Raw genomic sequence first — 23577 nt, 5'->3', positions numbered from 1 at the left:
ATGAACTCGTGATTTAGAGAAACATTTTCCATTAGCCAGACGTTTAAATAGATGGGAGTGATAACCACCAAGGAGGAATTTCATGAAAACCGTTCAATTCATTAAATTAGCAGGCACCGCATCCTTAGCACTTTCATTAATGTTCACGTCTTCATCCCTCATAACCGTACCTGCCCATGCAGCAGAAGCCTCAACATCACAGAGCAAAGCCTGGGGCGCTCTGGATGTGAAGCATAAACCATATACAAATAAGGGCGTATTGTTTATACCGCTGAAGGAAGTTTCTGAACAGTTGCATCTGCAGCTTACGATTCCAGGGAAAAACGAGCTGTATATCAACAGTCCGAAACAATCTGTTCGCATTACAGTTGGACAGTCACGCGCAGTCAATGCCAAGGGCACCGTTCTGAAGCTTGAAGCTGCACCAGTGGTAAAAAAAGGTGTGACCTACGTTCCAGCCAGTCTCATTACCAAGGGTTTCAGCATTCCCCTCAAGTATGACAGTAAATCCGGGCTAACGACGACCTTTGGCTCACAGGGAGGCTATGCCTATACTGCTGTTGGCAATGTCCTGTTCTGGGTCAACCGCGATTATGGGACACTGTTGATGGGTAAAGCCGGAACCACGCCTGTCCAAGTCGGCCGTTTACCGGCTGAGAATCTTGAACTTCTGAGCATAAGCGCACATCGAATCAACAGCAGCACCTACGTTGCCGATATTATGAACGATTACGGCGAGCCGCACATTCATCAAGAGAGATACCGTGTGCTTATTCAAGACAACAAAATTCTCAAGCATTCCAAAACCAGCCACTCCAATTTTGCCGGGATCAATTACAGCAGAGACCAACTCAGCTACAAAGGCAACATCGCGATGATGAATGGCAGTACGCTGGAGCTGGTACATCCAACGGGTAAAACGGTCAAGACCTACAATCTCGCTGAGCTTACAGGCGTGGATGACCAATTTATAATCGAGGCCATTGAGGGAGACTTCCTGCTCGTCCGTCCGTATAAACAAGCTACACTGTACGTCGTACATCCTGCCGGCAGCACAGCGAAGCTGATCTATCCTGAACTTCTGGATGCCGATAGCAAGGACATGATTGAAGAGTATCCATCCAATGAAGTCGGCTATTTCGGTGACGGGCTGACTTATAAAGGATATGCCAATGGTAAGCTGAGTTTCGATTTCAAAAACCCTTTCTTGGGGAAAACCGCGAAGCACACCTACACACTGCCTTTTTAAAAAAACAGAAAACCGGCAGGATTCGTTATGAATCCTGCCGGTTCTTTATTATGTCAGGCTTATCATATAACTTGCCGACTTCATGATTCCGTTGTCTGAAGAGCATCCTTGAACTCGTCCGGTGAAGCATTCCACCATTCTTCGTTGCGTGAGATCAACAGTTCACGCAGCGCCTTCTTCTCTACATCACCCAGGCCATCCAGATTGATTTTGCGTTTCATGGCCGCATCCATTTTATTGACATGATCCGCGAGGATCTTCCAGCCTCGGCGGGCCTCATGGTCTATCCACATCTCGCAGGTAGTCATGCCTGCATAATGCTGACCTTCCACAGTACGGTCTACAGCCACCCACACGATCCACACCTGGCGTCCATTGGGAACGTCATCGCGATTCATGCTGAAACGAATTCCCTTCTCCACCTTGCTCTTGGCATGCATCGCTCCAATATCCACTCGAGCCTCACCGTTGTCGATGATGACAGGAGACAAACTATTCAGATCGATGGAGCCTGATCCAAACCCCTTATGCTTACTCTTGCTATTAATAATATTCAAAGCAATCTGCTTCTTGGCACCCTGCTTCTGATCTTCATTCTCCACTGCTGCCGACCTCCTATATTCAGAGCCGATCCTTACGTGACGGCTGCCAAATTTGATAACCATGTCCCAATAATTTTATTTTAACTAATAATCCCCCAAAAGCAAACATATACATGCACTAGATGCTTGTCAACGGGAGGTTGTTCGATATGGTCCCACCACGTGCCAAAGTCTTTCTATCATCCTTGCTCGCCCTTGGATTGCTTGCAGGATCGATGCCGATATTTCTGAATCCAGGGTCCTCAGCGTCCGCCCTTGCCCCAAATGCGGGCAAGCCCTCGGTCTCCGCCGTGGAGAAGTCCCCTCTCTCGCCGCCTAAGGTGCAGCCTGATGTTCCCGCTCCGGCGCTGAGCGACCGTTTAGTGGAATATCACATGGATGTTCGGTACGAGCCTGAAGAGAACAAGCTTAAGGGCAAACAGACACTCACTTGGACCCATCCAGGCAAAAAAAGCGTAAACGAGCTGTACTTTCATTTGTATCCCAATGCATTTTCATCCAACGAAACAACGTTCATGAAGGAATCTGGCGGCAGATTGCGTTCTGATCCTATGCCTGATGACGGATACGGCTCCATGACCATTACCAGCGTGAAAACAACCGAAGGCCTGGCCTTGACGCATCGCCTTCAATTCGTTCAACCGGATGACGGCAACATCAAGGATCACAGCCTTGTCAAACTAAGATTGCCAAAACCCATAAAAAGCGGGGAAAGCATCACCATCCATATGGAGTTTGAAGTCGAGCTTCCCAAAATATTTGCGCGCATGGGCACCACCGAGAATTTTATTATGGCTGGCCAATGGTTCCCTAAAATTTCAGTCTATGAGCCGGCAGGTCTTCGTGGAAGAACGGATGAGGGATGGAACCTCCATCAATATCACGGCAACTCCGAGTTCTATTCCAACTTCGGCATCTACAGCGTTCGAATCCGGGTTCCCGAAAATTATATTGTTGCCGCTACCGGATTCCCGACGAAGCCCGCACAGAAGACCAATGGCGAGAAGGTTTATCAATTCTATGCGGACGATGTCCATGATTTTGCCTGGTCAGCATCACCGAACTTTGTCACGGCAGAAGAAGCCTTCTCTGCGCCAGGTGTACCGGGTGTCCGCATCAAGCTGTACCTTGATCCTGTGCATAAAGACTTAAAGGACCGATACTTCGATGCTGCCAAATCCGCACTTGCTTCGTTTGGTAAATGGTATGGATCCTATCCATACTCCACGTTGTCCATCGTGGTGCCGCCTGAATCGGGCAACGGTGCCGGCGGCATGGAGTATCCGACGCTGGTAACTGCCTTCGGTGCCAGAAATGATTCACCGGGGTATGAGCTGGAACGAACCGTCATCCATGAGATCGCCCATCAATATTTTTACGGGATTATTGCGAATAACGAGTTTGAGGAAGCCTGGCTGGACGAGGCCTTTGCGACCTATGCTGAAGAGAGAGTGATGGAGAAGGAATACGGTATTACCTCCAACACCGCAGCTCAAGGAGCGTCGATTACCTCACCTGCACCGCTGAAAATGGATTCCTGGAAATACAGCTCCCACGAAAACTATGCACTGAACGTTTACACGAGAGGCAAACTTGTACTGCAAGGCATAGAACGGCAGGTCGGTCCGCGGATGATGGAGAAGATTCTGAACACCTATGCCCAGAAATACCGTTTCAAGCACCCCACCACGTCCGACTTCCAGAAGGTCGTTGAACAAGTAAGCAAAACCTCCTGGCAGTCTTATTTTGACCAGTATGTATATGGAAACCAAATGGCGGACGTCGCAATCGATCTGATCAAAACCAAAAATAAAGGGACGCAGGACAATCCAGAGTATGAATCTACGGTCAAGATTACAAGCAAAGACGGAGATGTAACCGATGTCCCGATCATATTTGCGTTCGAGGACGGCAAGACCGTGGAGCGATCCTGGAGTGGCAAGGACGGTAAAGTCACTTACACTCTGGACTACACCTCGCCGCTATCCTGGGCGATGGTTGACCCGAAATACTCCATGGTTCTTGAGAACAAACACATCAATAATTATATGAAGGCAGGAATGGATCCGAAAGTGGTGACACGCTGGAATCTCAGCATTACCAAACTCGTGGAGACGCTGTTCGGCAGCCTGTCATGGTGAGGGGGGAGCACATGAAAACTTATGCAGGCCAAGGGTGGACCAGTGTTAAAGACCAATTATACGTCTCTATTCTGCTCTTCTTATACCGTTTGCTGTGGGGATATTGCCTGTACCGACTTGTAAAATCAGCCGTCGTTCCCCTTCTGATGCGGTATCCAGACTCTGCACCTAACGAACTGAGCCGGCTATTGTTCTTCTACGAGGGAGAGATGAGCCTGACGTTAAGCAATACGGTCCATACCTACGGATGGCTTCTGGCTGGATTGCTGCTCATCCGGATGGTGCTCACCCCGCTCATACGGGCAGGCATCTTCTATAACCTCCACCAGGAAGCCCAAGGTGAACGCGGCTTGTTCTTCTTCACGGGGATGCAGAAGCTGTGGAAACCCGTGACGATATTCTATCTGATCGAGTTGATCCTCACCTTTGCTCCCGGCTACTGGATTGTGCCCAAAATTCTCCCGATCCTGCTCAACGGCATCCAGGAGCCCGCTCTGCTGCTCCACGCGCTGCCCTATGCGGCAGGCTGGTTCCTGTACGCCTATCTGATTCGGATATCCCTGCTCTATATGCAGTTTGGCCGTATCGGTGATTCAGGTATGATCAGCTCTATTCTAACTCTCTTCAACAATATGGGCACGGCAGTCCTCCTGTCCATAACCGTGGGCGGTGCCGCCGTTGTTATACTTCTGCTCCTTAGCTCTGCCTCACTCATCTGGGCAGGACTAATCGGTTTAATTATTCAGCAGGCCTCTTATTTTCTAAATGGACTTTTCCAAATTTGGGTAATTTCCTCCCAGTATCATCTGTGGAAATCATCATCCTCACAGCACTCCTAGAAGTTACATTTCGTTACAATAGTATGATCGACAGGCTCGCGAATAAACTGTAACCGGAAGCGACATGGATCTTAATCCCTGCCATTTTTACAGAAAATAGGATTTCATTTATCCTCCATATTACAAATTTCAGAGCGCGAAATTACAAAAAAACCCGTTCCAGCATGACTGGGACAGGTTTTTTTGTTTAAATATACACTTTCCTCGTTTGCCAAAATGTTAATACTCTGCTAAAATAACGAATATGTTAGTAACAACTTTGTCATCTTTACTGTAACTTTTGCTGGAACTATGTTATTTCGTTAATCATGTTGGAACGTCAGACGTCAATGAATGGGTTCATCAACATTTTAAGGAGCCGAATTCCCATATCGATTGGGAAGCGGGGGATCCGTTTTGGGTGAATTGATCTCGCAAGAGAGGGATCATAGGGGACCTTCAACCGAACCCTTAAGCTAACCTCGCAGGCATTGGAAGGAGCATTTCGTTTTGAAAAAGAAGTTAACGGCCGTTTCTCTCGGCCTGGCCCTCGCGCTCACATTAGGGACCGGAAGCGCTTTCGCCGATTCCAAATTAAATACCGCAATCAAACCAGCCATTGGTGTATCTTATAAAACAGGTGGAACCACAACAAATGGTTTTGACTGCTCCGGCTTCACCACCTATGTTTACAAGAAGCTTGGTCTCAGCCTGCCACGAACATCTACCGCTCAATACAAGGTAGGTACGGCAGTATCCAAGAGCAATTTGAAAGCTGGCGATCTCGTGTTCTTTAACACATCCGGTAAAGGTGTATCTCATGTGGGTATTTATGTTGGGGGTGGAAAGTTCGCTCATTCCTCATCTTCTCGCGGTGTCATTGTCAGTCCGCTAAGCCAAAGCTATTACGCACAGCGCTATGTGGGCGCTAAGCGAGTGATGAGTCAAAGCACGTACAAATCTGTAGCTGTAAACTACAACTAATTGGAACTTTATTGATTTATCCTTATAAGAGAGCCCTGGAGTTTTGAGATTGTGCCGATCTCACCCAGCGGCTTTTTTCTTTTGTTCACTGTGTATACCTCTATAACGTTTGGGACAACGAAAAAGTTCCCGCTTTTCAAAAAAAATATAAATTTTATTAATCCAGAAACAACTTCATCAGCATTATTGGCAGCCCTTCATAAAGATCCTTACCTTTTATATACCCTTCCCGGCCTTCATTAAACGCATATTGGAAAATAATTGATTATACCTGACACTTCGACAGCTGATGCTATTGAAAAATAGCGAAAGTCATCAAGAAATAATTGCCAAGCTTGTTTGCTGTCTGATAGAATGGGTACAGTAACAACTTTGTCATTAATGTAAGTGCTTTAATACATAGATTACGATTGCCGAATTCCCATGGATATGGGAAGCGGGGGAACCATTTACGGGTGAATTGATCTTGCTGTAAAGGGATCATAGGGGACCTTCAACCGAACCCTCAAGCTAACTCGCAGGCAGCGGAAGGAGCTCTTCATGCTGAAGAAGACGTTATCAGCGGCAGCCCTGAGTATTACGTTACTGTTCACTTCAGGCATTGGCAGCGTGTTTGCCGATAGTGCGCTGGACCAGGAAATTGATAAGGTATTGGGTACAAGATATAGTTATGGAGGTACAACCACGAGCGGATTTGACTGCTCCGGTTTTACCATGTATGTGTATGCCAAACTCGGCCTGAAGCTCCCGCATCAATCCGGCTCTCAATTCGATATGGGGACAAACATAACCCGCAAAGATCTGCGGGCTGGCGATTTGGTGTTCTTCAACACAACGGGGAGCGGTATATCCCATGTTGGCATTTATGTAGGCGATGGCAAGTTCGCCCATGCCTCGTCGAATCGCGGTGTCGTCATCAACCGACTTGCTGAGGATTACTATGATCAGCGTTACGTCGGTGCCAAACGAATCATGAGTGATGATAAGTATGAACAATCGGCCGATACATCATCCTAGATGATAGAGGCTGACGATCCAGTGCACAGACCTACTGCCCGTTAAAGGAGAGCTCGTCTCTCTTTGACGGGCTTTTTCATGCAGCTCGCTCCCTTATATAAAGGGTACATGGATAATATACGAATGGAGGAAACTACCAATGGATGTTACCCCTATTTCATTTCGCGCCGTCATCATGCGTGAGGAACACGCTGAAGAAATATGCACCTGGTCCTATCCCCATCCTTACGATATCTATGGCTTCCTTCCTTGGGAGCAGATGAAAGGGCTCGAGGTGGAATTTGGCGATCCGATCATACGCCAGCAGCAATATATCTCGATTCTGGATGACCAGGATTCTCTGTGGGGGTTTGCCCAGCTGTTTCCCATGCACGAAGTGACACGGATCGGGCTTGGCATGCGGCCTGATTGGTGCGGGCGTGGAATGGGTAAACGATTTATGCAGACCATAACGCAGGAGGCCAGGCGCAGGAGGCCTACGGATGAGATTGATCTGGAAGTAATGACCTGGAATGAGCGTGCGATCCGTGCTTATGAAGGGGCGGGATTTCGCATCACCGATACGTATGAGCGGCTTACTCCGCAGGGAAAAGGCATTTTCCACTGTATGGTGTATGAGCCTCCAGCAAATGAGGAATAGTAATCTTGTCTATATGAAAAAGCACAAATTTGTGTATTTTTTATGAAGCCTCTTTGGATCGTTGCTTTTTTTGTCACAACTGGCTATGCTGTCTAGGGATGTTGGTTTATAATGGAGACAAGTGCAAAAGTGCAGTATACATAGAAGGGACGAAATGACGATGCAAAAATGGATCATGAGCGGATTGTTCTTCGTCGCATGTGCGTTGGCTATCGCGCTGATGTTTACGCTCCCGGGTAAGGAACAGGTAGCCCAGGAAGAGAAGCCGACCATGCCGGAAGTGACTCTCGATGCTGCCGCAGCGGAAGCAACACTGAAAGCAAGCTGCATTAGCTGTCACGGTGACCAGCTTCAAGGCGGCGCTGGACCAGCTCTGAATCAGGTAGGCGGACATATGGATGCAGATGCCATCTTCAACGTTGTAACCAAAGGTCGTAAAGGAATGCCTTCCTTTAAAGATCAGCTGAAGCCTGAAGAAATCGCAAACATCGCGCTGTACCTTGCTGAGAAAAAATAAAATCAGCTTACACGCAAAACACGCTTGATATCCGGAGAACCTACCGGTGCAAGCGTGTTTTTACATTAATTGGGGCCTATGGCGATTCTAACATCCTCATTGTCTCCCGCTTCTATTACTCCGCCTTGCTGTCCTTGGAACGACTCTTCTCGTAGGCCTCGTTAAATTGCTGCGCTTCCTTAATATCCACAGCCGTAATGCCGCCGTCATCCCATGAAGTAAGACGCAGTGTAACAACTTTATAATCTATGGTGATGTAGGGGTGATGTCCGAAAGCTTCCGAAATAGCTGCCACTTCATCAACAAAAGCGATTCCCTTCATGAAGGAGGAAAAGGTATACTTTCGTACAATCCATCTCCCTTGCTCAAACTCCCAACCCTCAAGCTTTTCCAGATGAGCTTCTACTTCTTGCTGCGTATAAAGCATCTTTTATCTTCCTCCCCGAAAAAAACCTATCGTAAAGCCGACTGACACATTGTATTGGCATTCTGTCATCTATTCTATTCTGCCCTGTATCTGTTCATAACTGACGTGATTATACAAGAGCTACAAAGGCCAGTTCTTCTTCACCAATCAAAATATGTATTCGATGGTTGGTCTGGTCATGCATGACAACGCCGCTGCCCACGCTAATAACCGGTTCGGTACCCAAAGCGTAGAACAAATCCTCTGCCAGCGCCTCATGAACCTCCGTTTTCTCGGCCTCGCCCAGATTGTTCCATTCCTCCGCTTCCATTTCAAAGAAGACATAGCTGTCGGAAATTCTCCCAACCGCTTCCGTTAATTCTGCCAGAATTTCGCCGTAATCTCTTCCGTGCTTAACGCCCATCTCGATCACTCCTTTCCTTGCCGTACTTAGCCTCGTTTCCCTTCCTTCCATTATACCGGAAATTACAACTAAAAAAAAAAGCCCGACCTGACGATAAATAGGATAACGCCCCACAAAAGGCGCCCGGTTCTCCATGAGAGCCGCTCTGACGAATGGATTCGTTATTTTATTTCTCACGGATGAGGTGTGGTATGGAAATTTCAACAATTATAGGCTTAATCATCGGTATCGTCGCGGTAGTGGTGGGCATGCTTCTGAAAGGCGCCTCCCTTCTCGCTCTGTATAATCCGGCAGCCTATCTAATCATTCTTGGCGGCACGGCAGCAACCTTATTCATCGGGTTTCCACTAGTCGAGCTGAAAAAGATTCCAAAGCTGGTCAAGATGACCTTTCTCAAACAGAATCTGATGGACAAAACGGACATGATCAAGCTGTTTATGGAATGGGCTTCGATCACACGCCGTGAAGGACTGCTCGCGCTGGAGACCAAGGTCGATGAGATTGATGACACCTTCCTGCGTAACGGTATGCGTATGATCATCGATGGAAATGATCAGGAATTCGTACGCGATGTATTAATGGAAGATATTAATGCCACCGAGGAACGCCATCGCTCTGGCGCCTTGATCTTCTCCCAGGCGGGTATGTATGCACCATCCCTTGGGGTACTTGGAGCCGTTATCGGCCTGATCGCTGCACTTTCCCATATGGAAGATATGGGAGAACTTGCCCATGCGATTGGAGCTGCATTTATTGCTACCCTGCTTGGTATCTTCACCGGTTATGTCATCTGTCATCCCATTGCGAACAAGCTGAAGCGTCTATCCAAACGCGAAGTTGAAATCCGCTTGATGATGGTAGAAGGCCTGCTGTCCATTCAATCCGGTGTGTCCACCATCGCAATTAATCAGAAGCTCTCCGTGTTCCTGACACCGTCCGAACGGGCTGAGCTCAGTGAGAGGGAGGCTGGTGCTAGTGAGCAAAAAGACTAGGCACGAGCCGCATGAGGAGCATGCCGATGAATCCTGGCTCCTTCCTTATGCAGACCTTTTGACATTGCTTCTGGCCTTGTTCCTGGTGCTTTACGCCATGAGCGCGACCGATGCACGCAAATTTCAAGAGATGAGCGAAGCCTTCAGCGTTGCTCTCACCGGGGGTACCGGCGTGCTGGATTACAGCAAAACGCTGCCCAGCGAAGATCCGCCGAACGTTAATGATCATAAGGCATCGTCCCCTAACGTTCCCGCTACAACCCCTGACCAAAGACGGGCTGAGTTAATGCGCCAAGAACAAGAGGACCTGGAGAAACTGAAGAAGCAGCTTGATAACTATATTAAAAATAACGGTTTAACTTCGGAGCTCAGCACGAAGCTGAATCACTCCCAGCTCGTCATTACGATACGGGACAACGCCTTGTTCCCTTCCGGCGAAGCCGTTGTGAAGCCTGAGGCCCGTAAGCTGGCCAAAGCCATCTCACAAATGCTGCACAAGTTCCCGGATTATGAAATCATCGTATCCGGCCATACGGATAATGTCCCGATCGCCAACAGCAGGTATCCTTCCAACTGGGATCTGAGCTCGGATCGAGCTTTGCAGTTTATGAAAATACTGCTGACCAACTCTGCGCTTGATCCGAAACGGTTCATGCCGATTGGCTACGGCGAATACCATCCGATCGCCGATAACAAAACCGAAGCCGGACGAGCCAAGAACCGCAGGGTTGAGGTATCCATTATACGTAAATACCAAGATAGTGCAACTTTTACCAACGTTGAAGATGTAAGCGACGGAAATTAGTCACTACAGACTATAACACACAATAAACAACCGATGCACCTGGTCACCAGGGGCATCGGTTGTTCTGTGTAGATGCGGCATACCGCCAAACGGCTTCCGTCACACTACTCCAGCTTGTAGTTCAACAGCCGGCCGAGCTCCTCCCTCTCCTTCTCGTTGAGATCGCGCCACGAGCCGACGCGCTGGCTTCCAAGACGGATATTCATAATCCGGATTCGCTGCAGCTTTCGAACCTCATAACCAAAGGCGCTGCACATTCTGCGGATTTGGCGATTTTTCCCCTCTGTCAGAATAATTCGGAATACACGCTCGGACATTCTCGTGACCTCGCAAGGAAGTGTCATCTCACCTAAAATTTTTACGCCACTGGACATCCCTCTCAAGAATGTATCTGTAAGAGGGCGGTCTACCGTGACAATATATTCTTTCTCATGTTTCCCTTCGGAGCGAAGGATTTTATTGACGATATCCCCATCGTTCGTTAACAGAATCAATCCCTCGGAGTCCTTGTCCAAGCGTCCAATCGGAAAAATCCGTTCTTTGTGCCCCACAAAATCCACAATATTGCCCTTGATATGCAGTTCGGTTGTACTCGTTATCCCTACCGGCTTATAAAGTGCAATATATACATGCTTCTTCTTATCTTGAAGCGGCCGCCCCTGGATACGGACATCATCGCCTTCCTCAGCCTGGCTTCCCAAGACAGCAACCACACCATTAATGGTTACCTTCCCGCTCTCCACCAGCTTATCCGCTTCACGACGCGAGCAATATCCTGTTTCACTGATAAATTTATTAATTCTCAAGATGCCATCCCCTTATCTGTAACTGCTTCCCGCTCAGCCCTCAATTGCAGTCCGCTGCACTGCAGGCAGGACAATACTCACCTTTGTGCCTATGCCCACTTCACTCTCAATCTCCATCGTGCCACGATGACCCTGAATGATACGCTGGCTGACCATCAACCCAAGCCCGGTACCGGTCTCCTTATTGGTAATAAACGGTTCACCCAGATGTGGCATAAGTTCTTCCGGGATGCCTTGACCCTCATCCCGAATGTCGATCTGCACGAGCTCTGCGTTAGGTCGTTTAAGATCGATCCAGACATTGCCGCCTTCCGGCATCGCTTCAATCGCATTCTTGAGCAAATTGATAAATACCTGCTTAAGCTGGTTCTCCTCACAGTGGACAAAGGTCGGTTCTACAGCAAATGTCAATTTGAACTCGATCCCGTACAGATGGGCCTGGCTATCGAGAAAAGATATGACATCGCCCATGATAATTCTAACGTCTCTCTCCTGAAAATGAATTGCCTGCGGCTTGGCTAATATCAGGAATTCACTGACAATCAGGTTGATTCGATCCAGCTCCGACAGCATCAGATCAATATGATCCGGATTGGTTTTATGGGTCTGCTGCTGGAGCTGCAGAAATCCGCGAAGGGTCGTCAGAGGGTTCCGTATTTCATGTGCAACCCCTGCCGCCAGCTGTCCAACCGTATTCAACTTCTCCGAACGCCGCAGCAGCTCCTCAATCCGATTGCGTTCTGTTACATCCCGGGACACACTAATCATCGAGGTAACCTCACCATTCTCATCCCGCACCAGCGAGGTGCTGATGCTGACCTCAATCGTACTGCCATCCTTACGCAGACGAACGGTCTCAACCGGGGAGAGCCGTTCCCCGGCCCGCAGCCGCCGGATGCGTTCCTTTTCTTCTTCCTCTTTGGCCGGAGGCACTAACGCAAGCTTCCGCCCGACCACCTCATGCGCCTTCCAACCATATAATTGTTCAAACGCCTTGTTCACGCTAATCACTCGTTCATAGGTATCTGTGGTATGAATCGCATCCGCCGTTTGATTAATGACGGATTCCAAATATTCCTTAACGGACTGATTCTCATCAACCATCTGCTTCAATTGACTCGTGTAGTTACCCAAATTGCGGGTCATCGCATTGATTCGGCCTGCAAGCTGGCCCAGTTCATCCCGACTGCTTACCTCCAGCCTTCTATCAAAGTGACCGTCGGATACGTCGTTGACCGTCCCCAATATGGCTTGAATCGGCTTTGTAAAATAACCCGCTACAATATAACTTCCAAAAATCACGATTTCCAGTAAAACCAGCGAGATGGCCACAAGACTGATCATCTGCTCCCTCATGACAGAGGAGATGGCCTCATAATCCATGACCACACTGATGATACTTGTCGGTTTATCCTCAGATACGATGGGGATAAAGCTTTTCAATACCTTTTTACCATGAATAGTGCTGACAAATACGACATTATCACGGGTAGCAACAGCCTGCTGTACGGCCTCCATATCCTGATCCAGGCTGCCGTAATCATAGGTACCGAACGTTATCGGTCGATTGCGAAGCTTATAATGTACGTCGTCCGTTCCATCCTCCCTCATATATTCATTGCCAAACGTTTCAGGGTTGATGCCTGTCACTTCCAATATTCGCGGATTGGATTTCAGTGTCTCTTCCACGACCGTATCCGGACTCGTAATTTTCACAAAATCCTTGATGTTCGAATTCCGTATGTAGGGATCAATGATATAATTGCGTCCGCCGTCGTAATAGTACCCCCATTTATCAATAAATTCCGGATTGGATGTGGAGAACTCAAACGGTCCCGACCAGAAATGTTCGGCGTGCTGCCCCTCCGTAACCGATACGACTTTACCATACTGAAACAGCTCCTGAAACGCGGTATACCAATAGCCCCATTTCTTAGTCGAAAGACCGATTTCCTCTTCCGCAGAGGAACGGGCAACCACGATATCATCTTGAGTGCGGACCAGCAATGAAATATGCGTGACGCCGATCTCCTTGCTGAGCTCTTCCAGCTGCCGATTGGTTATATTTTTAATATCCGGATCCAATGCTCTGGCCGCATTGACCGAGGCCACCTTCAGCATATCGCCGAATATGTCATCCACATATCCAGAACTAAACCCGGTTTGCTGGACCGTTATGGCAATCTGAGTAGCTGCCATTACCATCTTGGTTTCACTATCCTGCTGCAAATTTTCCTGGGTTGTGTAATAGTTCAGCGTAATGTTGAGCAGAAGAATAAATAATACCGATATGGACATGATCATCGATAATTTCGTCTTGATCGACAAGTGGCATCTTCACCTTTCTGCTATCACATAGACGACTTGCGAATCTATATCCTCATGATACCTTGATCACGAACGTTTGAAAAGACAGGCATAACAACGCTTTTTTACACAATCACATTGCTATTGAAATAGGGAATCCTTACAATAAAGAGGTCATTCCAGGCGAAAAAAATAACGTATCCACAGATTGCGCACAAATACACAACTCATCTGTGGATAATGTGCATAACTTTGTGCATAAAATTTAACTTATCCACAATTCTGTCCACATCATGTTAACAAACGAATAAATGTTCGTTGAACAATGGGTATAAATACAGGGTTTTGACTGGATGTGAAAGGAGACTTTCGTTTGATACCGAATTCAATAGACCCACTGACTGTGGATAATCATAATCATGAACACTGGATGAGAGAAGCCATTGCAGAAGCACGTAAAGCCGAGGAGCTCGGTGAAGTTCCTATTGGCGCCGTCATCGTTCGTGGTGATGAGATTATTGGTCGCGGATACAATTTGCGTGAAACAACTTATGATGGAACGGCTCATGCAGAGATGGTGGCCATCCGTGAGGCAAGTCAACATCTTGGAGCGTGGAGACTGCTGGACTGTCGTCTGTACGTCACGCTGGAGCCCTGTCCCATGTGCGCAGGTGCCATCGTGCAATCCCGGGTTCCGCAGCTCATCTATGGCACAGGTGACCCCAAAGCTGGTTGTGCAGGCACTCTGATGAATTTGCTCCAGGAGCCGCGCTTCAATCACCGCACAACTGTCATAGACGGTGTACTCCAGGAAGAGTGCGCTTCGCTGCTCACTCAGTTTTTCCGGCGTTTGCGTGGAAAATGACCATATGTAAAGAAACAGAAAACCCGGCCATGACGGCCGGGTTCTGTTGTCTATGATGAACGATATTAATAAGTGCCCATTTGGCTCATCGATTCCTCAAATTGCTCCATCGTGATGACATCAGCGTCTTTTGGAATACCGATTTTGAACTCTTGTTTTCCGTTGATGTTGTTGTATTGGGTACTACCCTTCACAGCCAACTTCACGTTCTCATTGGTTTCTGGATCATTGAAATCTACGTTCAACACAACATCTTGATAAGCAGGGAAATCTTTTTTATCGATCGCTGTATTGATGTTAAAAGTATTGATCTTCAGGTATTTCTGGATTTCGTCCAAGCCCGCTTTGAATTCGTCTTGGTTCACAGCAGATACTTCCGCTTTAGCTGCGTCAATATCTTCTTGCGTCAGACCCAGCAATTCACGGTACTCGTCTTTAGCTGCAATATCAACTACCTTCGGAGCAACCTTGTTTACCAGGATGTCTAATGCTTCATTAAGCGTATCATTGGTTACAAAGAATTGAACGACTTGTTTCGCATCCACGCCCTCTGGAAGCGCAGCATCTTTTACATTGATATCTTTGAAGTATTTGGCTTGATCATATTCGCTAAGCAACGCTTCAAGGATTTCATTCACGAATTTCTGAGACTTTTCGGTATCCAGGCTCTCCGGACTAAATGTTTCGCCGGATTGCTCAGCAAGCTCTTTCATATCCATCACGAGGTACTTACCTACAACATCCTCTGGGAACGGAAGCATCGGAATGCTTGGAACCTTGACGTAGATCTTCTCATTGGTCATTACCATATCAATGTTGATGGACATGGCCATGTCGCCCTTCAGATTGATCCCCATGTTCATTTCGGTTTGCATAGGCTCCGCTTGATAGATGCCATCCAGCGTAACTTCAGCATTTTTCAACATTGTCATCGCCTGGGTTACACTTGGGTCGCCTTCAACTGCAGGTATGTTAACTTGAAGGTCTTCAATGACAAATTTACTCTTCATTTCGTACGACGTCATCTTCATGGCATTCGTAGCAGCATTGGTCATCGCCGCTTTAGGCTCTTCTTTTTTGGCGCAGCCGGATAGCACAACCGTCACTGTGAGCAGCAGTGTCAGCATGATAGCTGCAAACTTCTTGTTCATTAAAATTTTCTCTCCCCTCTAACATCAAAAAAAATAACAGACCTTCTAATCATAAACCATTTACCTAAAATGAGAAACACTTTCTGGAATATTTGCTGAAATTTATATTTCCTTTCTTTTTCCAGGAGTCTTAAATTTGAACTTCTTAACATGCGAATAAGGTGGGGCCCCAGAATATTACACTTGCACACTAATACGGAAGATTTATGAAAAGGTTTCATAACGAAAAAAAGAACCTCCTGTCGAATTACAGGAAGTTCTCACGATTCTTGCTTCTAGCGCTTCTATATTAGCGCCTGGGGCCGTTTAGCCTTCCGGGTTGAAATGCCCGTCCTGCTTACGGATCTTCGCTCTGTGTGAGCCTGACAGCGGCTCCTGACCGCCACGGTCATGATCCTTGCGCTTTTTCGGCTGCTCTTGTGCTTCAGGTACTGGAATCGACTTTGGCTTGCTCATCTGGTAGCCCTCCATTTCGTGGATAACAACGATGGTTTCGGCAATCCTGTCCTGATTTCGTAAAGTGAAGGGACTGGGATATGTCATTCATATAATCAGTGATGCGTGATTTGCTGCAGCGCTTGAGCACATTCATGAATATGGCGCGTATAGTCGCCTACCATACCCTGAATATTCTCGTTACGCTCATCTGTCGTTGCGCCATCTCGCTCCACATCGACCAGTTCTACCTTTACTTCCCTTGAATCTACATACGTGCATTGAAAATCAAACGAATACTCCTGGCGCCCTGCCGCACCGATGTGAATACGGATGGCATTCGCATCCCCTTCGTCCGCAGCCACTTCGGCGCGATCGCCCGGCTTTAGAATCGTTGATAGCCTTTCCTGCCAGGCATTGACCAGCATGGCCTGATCTACATTCAGTTCTGAGTTCATGTTCACACCTCCCCTTCTCTATAAATTGCGATAATGGGCCTTGTTTTATACAGCGTCCATCCACATAGCCGAACTTTACGGACAAGCCAAGTAACGGTGTGCCCTTGCTAAAAAAAGCATACAAAAAAACCGTTTCCCTAAGGAAACGGTTTGTATTTGTTATGTATGGCGGAGAGGATGGGATTCGAACCCATGTGGAGTTGCCCCCTAACGGTTTTCAAGACCGCCCCGTTATGACCGCTTCGGTACCTCTCCATGTGGCAGTGATTACACGTAAATTAATCACGTGCAAAAATCATTATACCACAAGACAAAATAATTTATCAACTATTTTTTCTGCTCAATGATACTGACGTTGCCCATATAAGGACGAAGCACTTCTGGAATGATCACCGAACCGTCTGCCTGTTGATAATTCTCCAGAATGGCAGCAACTGTACGGCCCACAGCGAGCCCGGAACCGTTCAAGGTGTGGACAAACTCCGGCTTGCTCTTCGGCTCCGGACGGAAGCGGATATTGGCACGACGAGCCTGGAAGTCCCCTATATTCGAACAGGAGGAAATTTCCCGGTATACGCCGCTCTCTGGGAGCCATACTTCCAAATCATATGTCTTCATGGAGCCAAAACCCATGTCCCCTGTACAAAGGGCCATCACGCGATATGGAAGATTTAGCAGCTGAAGCACACGCTCTGCATCCGTTGTCATCTTCTCAAGCTCATCAAAGGATGTTTCCGGATTTACGATCTTCACCATCTCCACCTTATTGAACTGATGCTGACGAATGAGACCGCGTGTGTCGCGCCCTGCCGCACCGGCTTCGGAACGGAAACAGGAACTGTACGCCACATAGTATTTTGGCAGATCCTCGATGTTCAGGATTTCTTCACGATGGTAGTTCGTTACGGGAACCTCCGCCGTTGGGATCAAATAGTAATCCGTATCGCTGATCTTGAATAAATCCTCTTCAAATTTAGGAAGCTGTCCGGTTCCGTACAGGCTGTCCCGGTTGACGATATATGGAGGCAGCATTTCTTCATAGCCGTGTTTGTCGCTGTGCAGATCCATCATGAAACTGATTAAGGCACGCTCCAGGCGAGCACCCAGACCTTTGTAGAACGTAAATCGGGAACCTGTCACCTTCGCACCTGCTTCAAAATCCAGTATGCCCAGATTCTGAGCAAGCTCCCAGTGAGCCTTAGGCTCGAAATCGAAGGCATTAGGCTCCGCCCACCGGCGGATCTCCACGTTCTCCTCCTCCGAGGCGCCTACCGGCACACTCTCGTGAGGAATATTCGGAATCGCCAAAGTAAGCTCGGAAATACTCGCTTCCAGCTCACGCACTTCCTCATCCATCGCTTTAATCCGGTCTGACACTTCTCGCATCTCCAGAATCAGCTCATCTGCATTCTCACGATTCTTCTTCAGCCTGGCTACTTCAGCCGACACGGTGTTGCGGCGGTTCTTCAAACTTTCGCTTTCCTGCAGCAACTCCCGGCGCCGGGCGTCAAGCTTAGGAAAATCCGCAATTAAATCGAGCGATTTGCCACGATTCTTCAGCGCTTCTTCTACACGACTGTACTCGCTGCGCAATATTTTTACGTCTAACACGGGAAACCCTCCTAAAGTAAAACATCCATCAGTATATCGAAGCAGCTGCCCTCTATGTCTACAAAAAGCCTTGGGACAAGGCTGCATGACCTCTATTACATACGATACATCTTATTGCATTTCAGCGAAAAAGACAACTTGACTCCTGTATACTGCCTAAGAGTCAAGATGTCTTCTGCTGTAGCTATTACTTCTGTGCGGCTGCGGACTGCGAGCGGACCATCTCCACAAAATATTGATGGAGACGATAATCGTCCGTCAGCTCTGGATGATACGAGGCCGCAAGCAGATGCCTCTGTCTGGCTGTAACAATCTCATCCTTATACGTGGACAGAACCTCAACGCCTGCGCCCACTTCCAGAATCAGCGGTGCTCGAATAAAAACAGCGCGAACCTTCTCATCGATTCCTTTGACATCCAGATCGGTCTCAAAGCTCTCGCGCTGACGTCCAAATGCGTTACGGGCTACCGTGATGTCCATGAGCTTCAAATGCGCCTCTTCATCCCCTTGAATTCGCTCAGCAAGCACAATCAGTCCGGCACAAGTACCGAATATCGGTTTGCCTTGGGTTGAGAATTGAGTAATTGCATCCATAAAGCCGTATTTACGCATAAGCTTGCCAATGGTGGTGCTCTCTCCGCCAGGAATGATTAAACCGTCAACGTCCTGAAGCTGCTCTCTCCGCTTGATCGGAACGCCCTCTGCACCGGCAAGGGATATGCTTCGAATATGCTCTGCAACGGCACCCTGAAGTGCCAGTACTCCGACCTTCATGTTACCCCTTCTCTCTTACCAGCCGCGATCCTGCATACGCTCGGCTGGACTAAGCTTGGATATCTCGATGCCTTTCATCGGAGTACCCAGATTCTTGGATACTTCGGCAATCAATTTATAATCATCATAATGTGTAGTCGCTTCTACGATCGCCCGTGCAAATTTCTCAGGGCTGTCCGATTTGAAAATACCGGATCCCACGAAGACCCCGTCAGCGCCCAAATGCATCATCAATGCGGCATCTGCAGGTGTTGCTATACCACCAGCTGCAAAGTTAACCACGGGAAGCTTGCCTGTCTCATGGATGCCTTTCAGGAGGTCATAGGAAACACCCAGGTTTTTCGCTTCTGCATACAGCTCGTCCTTCGACATGTTACGAACTTTACGGATTTGACTGTTGATCAAACGCATATGGCGAACAGCTTCCACGATATTGCCTGTTCCCGGCTCACCCTTCGTACGAAGCATCGACGCGCCTTCACCAATACGACGCAGCGCTTCACCAAGATCCTACGCTCCGCATACGAATGGTACCGTGAAATCCCATTTATCGATATGGAACACTTCATCTGCCGGTGTCAGAACTTCACTCTCATCAAGGTAATCCACACCAAGAGATTCCAGCACTTTCGCTTCGACATAATGACCGATACGAGCTTTGGCCATAACCGGAATGGATACAACCTTCATGACTTCCTCAACGATCGTTGGGTCAGCCATCCGTGCCACTCCCCCAGCAGCGCGAATATCGGAAGGAACGCGCTCCAGCGCCATAACTGCCGTTGCACCGGCAGCTTCAGCGATTTTCGCTTGTTCCGCATTCATGACGTCCATAATGACGCCGCCTTTTTGCATTTCCGCCATACCTCTTTTTACCGTTGATGTTCCTGTTTCCATGCCCCTAGCCTCCCGATTATATGTTGTATCTCATCGCCATAACGCAATCCTGGCGATATGGTCTGTGCCTATATAGGTACATACTTGCAATGAATCTAACTCGATATTTTACCGCATCAAAATCAAATATACAACCCATTCACTCGGAATTTATAGCTGTTAAAAAAGATTTTTGATGGAATCAAACAAATCCGCAAAAAAATCGCCGATTGCCCGCAGGAACAAACTGAACCAGCCTGCCTTCTCAACCTCATCCGCCGTGATTAAGTTCACCGTTTCGGTTTGGGCATCCTTCATGCCTTCAATTTTATAGGTGTAGGTCACCGTACCCACCTTCGTACCTTTAGCCACAGGAGCTGTCATGCTGGAGGAGTCCAGCTTGGCTTCGAACGTAATATTCTTGCCAGTCGATCCTTTGGGTACAACAAAAGTGACTGCTTTATCGGTTACGACTGCTGTTTGCTTGCCTTTACCCTTCTTCACCTCAATGCTATCAAAGCCTTCAACGGTTGCCCCAGCAGCTTGAACTTCCTTCACTTCGAAATTGTCAAAGCCGTAATCCAGGACTTTTTTGGATTCTACAAAACGAGCTCCTTCGGATTTTGTGCCCATAACCACGCTAATCAGACGCATGCCATCACGCTCAGCGGTACCCGCGAAGCAATACTTAGCTGCATTGGTATGGCCTGTCTTTAATCCGTCCAGACCTTCGTAAGCATATTTCTTGAAGTTGGTGATATCTTTATTGGCTTCAAGCATCCAGTTATAGTTGATAATTGGATGCGTGTCGCGCGGTCGAAATTTGTGGGATTGAATGGCCGTGAATCTTGCAAAATCAGGATGATCCTCAACGATGAATTTGGCCAGTAACGCTGTATCCATTGCTGACATTACCGTTTCCTTGTCCTCTGCAGGACGATATTTATCGGGCATATCCGCACGGCTGAGACCTGTAGAGTTAATGAAGAATGCCGTCTTCAGCCCCATCTTTTTTGCCGTGTCGTTCATCAGGGTAACAAACTCTTCCTCGGAACCAGCCACATGCTCAGCCAGTGCTACCGTAGCATCGTTAGCTGAACCTACAGCCATAGCTATGTAGAGCTCTTCGACTGTATGTTGGTCGCCCTCAGCCAAAAATATCCGTGAGCCCACCGTTTTTTCTGCATTCTCTTTTACCGAGACCATGTCATCCCAAGCTAGCTCACCTTGCTTAACTTTCTCCGCAACGATGTACTCCGTCATCATCTTGGTCATGCTGGCCGGCGGCAATGCTTCATCAGCATTAACCGATAACAGGACCTGCCCTGTAGAAGGCTCGATCAATACGGCAGAGCTGACGTCCAATCCAAGCTGATCTATGGATGGAACTTTATCCGGCTTGGCATTATCCGTTGCAGCCTTGTCGGTTGCTGCTTTATCATCTGTAGCATTGGTCGTATCCGCTGTTGCCAGCATATGAGGTGCTGCCAATGAAACCGCCGGTGCAGCGGAGAAACACAGTATATTAAACAGCATCAAGGATGCCAGCGTTCTTTGAATTCGTTGTCGTTTATTCTTCTTTACAGACTTGTCTATCAATGGAATAACTCCCCTCTAATTCTCAATAAGTCATTAACTTGTTCTATTCTATCATAGGGGGGGTATCAAAAAAAGACAAGCTAGATGAATTTCATCCAGCTTGTCCAGGAAATATATGACATATATTGTCTATCCTTGTTTCACTTCAGTGTATTACAAGGAATAGTTAGGTGCTTCTTTGGTGATTTGGATATCATGCGGATGACTCTCGCGAAGCCCTGCGCCTGAAATACGGATAAACTGAGTGTCATTACGCAGCTCATCCAGGTTTTGCGTGCCGCAATAGCCCATGCCGGAACGCAATCCACCAATCAACTGATGAATGGTATCGGCCAAAGGCCCTTTGTAAGCAACACGACCCTCGATGCCTTCCGGCACCAATTTCTTGTCGTCATCCTGGAAGTAACGGTCTTTACTGCCTTGTTTCATAGCAGCAAGGGAACCCATCCCGCGATACGCCTTGAAACGACGTCCTTGGTAGATCTCAGCTTCGCCCGGGCTTTCCTCCGTACCGGCAAACATGCTGCCCAGCATGACGGCACTTGCCCCGGCTGCGATGGCTTTCGTGATTTCTCCGGAGTATTTAATACCGCCATCGGCAATAATTGGCACGCCGTACTCCTTAGCAACGGTCGCACAGTCATAAATTGCTGTGATTTGCGGTACGCCAATACCAGCAATGACGCGGGTCGTACAAATGGATCCCGGTCCGATACCGACTTTAACAACAGATGCTCCGGCTTCGATAAGATCTCTTGTAGCTTCACCTGTAGCTACATTACCCGCAATGATGGTTAGATCCGGATAAATTTCACGCAGCTTGCGAACGGAATCAATGATGTTGATGTGATGTCCGTGAGCGGAGTCAACAGTAATGACGTCTACACCGGCTTTTACAAGCGCTTCTGCTCTTTCGAATGTATCTTTGGAGATCCCGATTGCCGCACCCACCAGGAGACGTCCTTGTGCATCCTTCGCCGCTCTAGGGAACTGGATTGCTTTCTCAATGTCTTTAATTGTAATAAGCCCTTTAAGAACATTATCTTCATCTACTAGAGGCAGCTTCTCGATCTTATGCTTTTGCAGGATCATTTCGGCATCCTGAAGCGTCGTTCCTACCGGAGCCGTTACCAGGTTCTCACTGGTCATCACTTCACTGATTACCGTACTGTAGTCATGCACAAACCGCAAATCACGGTTGGTCAAAATCCCGATCAGTTTATTGCTCTCATCCACGATCGGCACTCCGGAAATCCGGAATTTGCCCATGAGTTTCTCTGCATCGGATACAAGATGATCAGCATGAAGCGAGAACGGATTCGTGATAACACCGCTTTCCGAACGTTTAACCCGATCTACCTCTTCTGCCTGTTGTTCAACGGTCATATTTTTATGAATAATGCCGATTCCGCCTTCTCTAGCAATGGCAATTGCCAAAGGAGCTTCCGTTACGGTATCCATTCCAGCACTGATGAGGGGAATGTTCAATCTCACATGCTCGCTCAATTTTGTGCTAACATCCACTTCTTTTGGAAGCACCTCGGATTTTCTAGGAACCAACAATACATCGTCAAAAGTGAAGCCTTCCTTGCTAAACTTATCTTCCCACACCTGGGTTATTCCTCCTTTTTGTCGTCTTCCTGCGGACTACAACTACTGTCAGAGCGGGACCGGACGGCATTTTCAATGTATTTTCAGAAATATATTATTGCCATCTTAGCAAAGGGCCCATAGGCTGTCAAGGATTGAATTGGCCCTTTTTATGGAGGTCACAAGTATCCATCCAGCGCGTTACCTTGTCTCTTCATAGTGGACAAAACCAATGAGTTTCTTCTATAAAATGGAGACTTATCCACGTTTACACCTTCTCTCCCATTCCCTGATCACTTCGGATCATCCATGGGATTACAGCAGCCTGTCGCATAGTATCACCCAAGCCAGCACGGGATAGTCTGTTATTTACAAATGTAAGAGCTGAACTATAGGAAAAGACCGTTATCGATTACTCGATAACGGTCTTTATGGTTGTTCGCTTGGCGACGTCCTACTCTCCCGGGACCCTGCGGTCCAAGTACCATCGGCGCTGGAAGGCTTAACGG

At 47.8% G+C, this 23577-nt stretch carries 22 protein-coding genes, 1 tRNA gene, 1 pseudogene and 2 riboswitches; of the genes and pseudogenes, 10 read left to right on the top strand and 14 right to left on the bottom strand.

Annotated elements, in window-relative coordinates:
• Positions 1-82 precede the first annotated feature (82 nt).
• On the top strand, positions 83-1249 hold the full coding sequence (locus M2277_RS30005) for a stalk domain-containing protein (RefSeq protein WP_280756294.1): 1167 nt from the start codon (positions 83-85) through the stop codon (positions 1247-1249).
• An 80-nt stretch (positions 1250-1329) separates the two neighbouring features.
• Here M2277_RS30005 and M2277_RS30000 read toward each other — a convergent pair whose 3' ends face one another.
• Positions 1330-1851, bottom strand: a complete 522-nt coding sequence (locus tag M2277_RS30000) for a YwhD family protein (protein ID WP_280756293.1) — start codon at positions 1849-1851, stop codon at positions 1330-1332.
• A 149-nt stretch (positions 1852-2000) separates the two neighbouring features.
• On the opposite strand from M2277_RS30000, the gene M2277_RS29995 reads away from it, so the two are divergent.
• The 6 genes from M2277_RS29995 (at position 2001) to M2277_RS29970 (ending at position 7968) form a co-directional block, all read left to right on the top strand.
• Positions 2001-3992 carry a M1 family metallopeptidase gene (locus tag M2277_RS29995; RefSeq protein ID WP_280756292.1) on the top strand — a complete coding sequence of 664 codons (1992 nt, stop codon included), beginning with the start codon at positions 2001-2003 and terminating at the stop codon, positions 3990-3992.
• An 11-nt stretch (positions 3993-4003) separates the two neighbouring features.
• Positions 4004-4831, top strand: coding sequence for a hypothetical protein (locus tag M2277_RS29990; RefSeq protein WP_280756291.1), 828 nt, complete (start codon positions 4004-4006; stop codon positions 4829-4831).
• Between the two features lie 346 nt (positions 4832-5177).
• Positions 5178-5316: riboswitch (cyclic di-AMP (ydaO/yuaA leader) on the top strand.
• A gap of 4 nt (positions 5317-5320) precedes the next feature.
• Positions 5321-5794 (top strand): C40 family peptidase, encoded by a 474-nt coding sequence (locus M2277_RS29985; RefSeq protein WP_006207479.1) that lies wholly within the window; start codon positions 5321-5323, stop codon positions 5792-5794.
• A gap of 401 nt (positions 5795-6195) precedes the next feature.
• Positions 6196-6333, top strand: a riboswitch (cyclic di-AMP (ydaO/yuaA leader).
• 4 nt (positions 6334-6337) lie between these two features.
• Positions 6338-6811, top strand: coding sequence for a C40 family peptidase (locus tag M2277_RS29980; RefSeq protein ID WP_280756301.1), 474 nt, complete (start codon positions 6338-6340; stop codon positions 6809-6811).
• 139 nt (positions 6812-6950) lie between these two features.
• The gene (locus M2277_RS29975; RefSeq protein WP_148248504.1) at positions 6951-7451 is read left to right on the top strand and encodes a GNAT family N-acetyltransferase; all 501 of its coding nucleotides are present in this window, start codon (positions 6951-6953) and stop codon (positions 7449-7451) included.
• 160 nt (positions 7452-7611) lie between these two features.
• On the top strand, positions 7612-7968 hold the full coding sequence (locus tag M2277_RS29970) for a c-type cytochrome (protein WP_006207476.1): 357 nt from the start codon (positions 7612-7614) through the stop codon (positions 7966-7968).
• Positions 7969-8083: 115 nt separating this feature from the next.
• Here M2277_RS29970 and M2277_RS29965 read toward each other — a convergent pair whose 3' ends face one another.
• Both M2277_RS29965 and M2277_RS29960 read right to left on the bottom strand, forming a co-directional pair.
• Entirely contained in the window at positions 8084-8395 is a 312-nt protein-coding gene (locus M2277_RS29965; RefSeq protein WP_006207475.1) for a 4a-hydroxytetrahydrobiopterin dehydratase, read from the bottom strand.
• Positions 8396-8504: 109 nt separating this feature from the next.
• A complete protein-coding gene (locus tag M2277_RS29960) occupies positions 8505-8798 on the bottom strand; it encodes a hypothetical protein (protein WP_006207474.1) in 294 nt (97 codons plus the stop codon).
• 191 nt (positions 8799-8989) lie between these two features.
• Here M2277_RS29960 and motA point away from each other — a divergent pair, with 191 nt between their 5' ends.
• Together motA and motB are read left to right on the top strand one after the other, a co-directional pair.
• Complete coding sequence (gene motA, locus M2277_RS29955; protein ID WP_006207473.1) at positions 8990-9790, top strand: flagellar motor stator protein MotA; 801 nt, start codon at positions 8990-8992, stop codon at positions 9788-9790.
• Entirely contained in the window at positions 9774-10595 is an 822-nt protein-coding gene (motB, locus tag M2277_RS29950) for a flagellar motor protein MotB (protein ID WP_280756290.1), read from the top strand. The genes motA and motB overlap by 17 nt, the downstream gene beginning before the upstream one ends.
• A 104-nt stretch (positions 10596-10699) precedes the next feature.
• Here motB and rluF read toward each other — a convergent pair whose 3' ends face one another.
• Entirely contained in the window at positions 10700-11401 is a 702-nt protein-coding gene (gene rluF, locus M2277_RS29945; protein WP_006207471.1) for a 23S rRNA pseudouridine(2604) synthase RluF, read from the bottom strand.
• A gap of 33 nt (positions 11402-11434) precedes the next feature.
• On the bottom strand, positions 11435-13729 hold the full coding sequence (locus M2277_RS29940; RefSeq protein WP_280756289.1) for an ATP-binding protein: 2295 nt from the start codon (positions 13727-13729) through the stop codon (positions 11435-11437).
• Between the two features lie 352 nt (positions 13730-14081).
• Between M2277_RS29940 and tadA the strand changes: the two genes are divergently transcribed.
• Positions 14082-14573 (top strand): tRNA adenosine(34) deaminase TadA, encoded by a 492-nt coding sequence (gene tadA, locus M2277_RS29935; RefSeq protein ID WP_006207470.1) that lies wholly within the window; start codon positions 14082-14084, stop codon positions 14571-14573.
• Between the two features lie 65 nt (positions 14574-14638).
• Here tadA and M2277_RS29930 read toward each other — a convergent pair whose 3' ends face one another.
• From M2277_RS29930 to guaB, 9 genes and pseudogenes are all read right to left on the bottom strand, one after another.
• A complete protein-coding gene (locus M2277_RS29930; protein ID WP_006207469.1) occupies positions 14639-15724 on the bottom strand; it encodes a hypothetical protein in 1086 nt (361 codons plus the stop codon).
• Between the two features lie 306 nt (positions 15725-16030).
• Entirely contained in the window at positions 16031-16180 is a 150-nt protein-coding gene (locus tag M2277_RS29925) for a hypothetical protein (protein ID WP_006207467.1), read from the bottom strand.
• Positions 16181-16275: 95 nt separating this feature from the next.
• Positions 16276-16617, bottom strand: coding sequence for a hypothetical protein (locus tag M2277_RS29920; protein WP_006207466.1), 342 nt, complete (start codon positions 16615-16617; stop codon positions 16276-16278).
• 166 nt (positions 16618-16783) lie between these two features.
• Positions 16784-16872 (bottom strand) — tRNA-Ser (locus M2277_RS29915).
• 72 nt (positions 16873-16944) lie between these two features.
• The gene (serS, locus tag M2277_RS29910) at positions 16945-18228 is read right to left on the bottom strand and encodes a serine--tRNA ligase (RefSeq protein ID WP_006207465.1); all 1284 of its coding nucleotides are present in this window, start codon (positions 18226-18228) and stop codon (positions 16945-16947) included.
• 187 nt (positions 18229-18415) lie between these two features.
• On the bottom strand, positions 18416-19003 hold the full coding sequence (pdxT, locus tag M2277_RS29905; protein WP_006207464.1) for a pyridoxal 5'-phosphate synthase glutaminase subunit PdxT: 588 nt from the start codon (positions 19001-19003) through the stop codon (positions 18416-18418).
• A 15-nt stretch (positions 19004-19018) separates the two neighbouring features.
• A pseudogene (gene pdxS, locus M2277_RS29900) lies at positions 19019-19900 on the bottom strand (pyridoxal 5'-phosphate synthase lyase subunit PdxS).
• 159 nt (positions 19901-20059) lie between these two features.
• Positions 20060-21478, bottom strand: coding sequence for a D-alanyl-D-alanine carboxypeptidase family protein (locus M2277_RS29895; RefSeq protein ID WP_280756288.1), 1419 nt, complete (start codon positions 21476-21478; stop codon positions 20060-20062).
• A 153-nt stretch (positions 21479-21631) separates the two neighbouring features.
• Positions 21632-23089 carry an IMP dehydrogenase gene (guaB, locus tag M2277_RS29890; RefSeq protein ID WP_006207461.1) on the bottom strand — a complete coding sequence of 486 codons (1458 nt, stop codon included), beginning with the start codon at positions 23087-23089 and terminating at the stop codon, positions 21632-21634.
• Positions 23090-23577 lie beyond the last annotated feature (488 nt).

Source organism: Paenibacillus sp. LBL (genome assembly GCF_029893715.1).
Taxonomy (GTDB): Bacteria; Bacillota; Bacilli; order Paenibacillales; family Paenibacillaceae; genus Paenibacillus_AQ; species Paenibacillus_AQ glucanolyticus.
Note: the sequence above shows the minus strand (reverse complement) of the source record. Positions and strands in the feature narration are given on the sequence as shown.

Bases quoted from the DNA above. Each gene is read 5' to 3' on its own strand.
- M2277_RS30005 (WP_280756294.1), top strand. From the start codon at position 83: ATGAAAACCGTTCAATTCATTAAATTAGCAGGCACCGCATCCTTAGCA.
- M2277_RS29995 (WP_280756292.1), top strand. From the start codon at position 2,001: ATGGTCCCACCACGTGCCAAAGTCTTTCTATCATCCTTGCTCGCCCTT.
- M2277_RS29990 (WP_280756291.1), top strand. From the start codon at position 4,004: ATGAAAACTTATGCAGGCCAAGGGTGGACCAGTGTTAAAGACCAATTA.
- M2277_RS29975 (WP_148248504.1), top strand. From the start codon at position 6,951: ATGGATGTTACCCCTATTTCATTTCGCGCCGTCATCATGCGTGAGGAA.
- M2277_RS29970 (WP_006207476.1), top strand. From the start codon at position 7,612: ATGCAAAAATGGATCATGAGCGGATTGTTCTTCGTCGCATGTGCGTTG.
- M2277_RS29965 (WP_006207475.1), bottom strand. From the start codon at position 8,395: ATGCTTTATACGCAGCAAGAAGTAGAAGCTCATCTGGAAAAGCTTGAG.
- M2277_RS29960 (WP_006207474.1), bottom strand. From the start codon at position 8,798: ATGGGCGTTAAGCACGGAAGAGATTACGGCGAAATTCTGGCAGAATTA.
- motA (WP_006207473.1), top strand. From the start codon at position 8,990: ATGGAAATTTCAACAATTATAGGCTTAATCATCGGTATCGTCGCGGTA.
- M2277_RS29930 (WP_006207469.1), bottom strand. From the start codon at position 15,724: ATGAACAAGAAGTTTGCAGCTATCATGCTGACACTGCTGCTCACAGTG.
- M2277_RS29925 (WP_006207467.1), bottom strand. From the start codon at position 16,180: ATGAGCAAGCCAAAGTCGATTCCAGTACCTGAAGCACAAGAGCAGCCG.
- M2277_RS29920 (WP_006207466.1), bottom strand. From the start codon at position 16,617: ATGAACTCAGAACTGAATGTAGATCAGGCCATGCTGGTCAATGCCTGG.
- pdxT (WP_006207464.1), bottom strand. From the start codon at position 19,003: ATGAAGGTCGGAGTACTGGCACTTCAGGGTGCCGTTGCAGAGCATATT.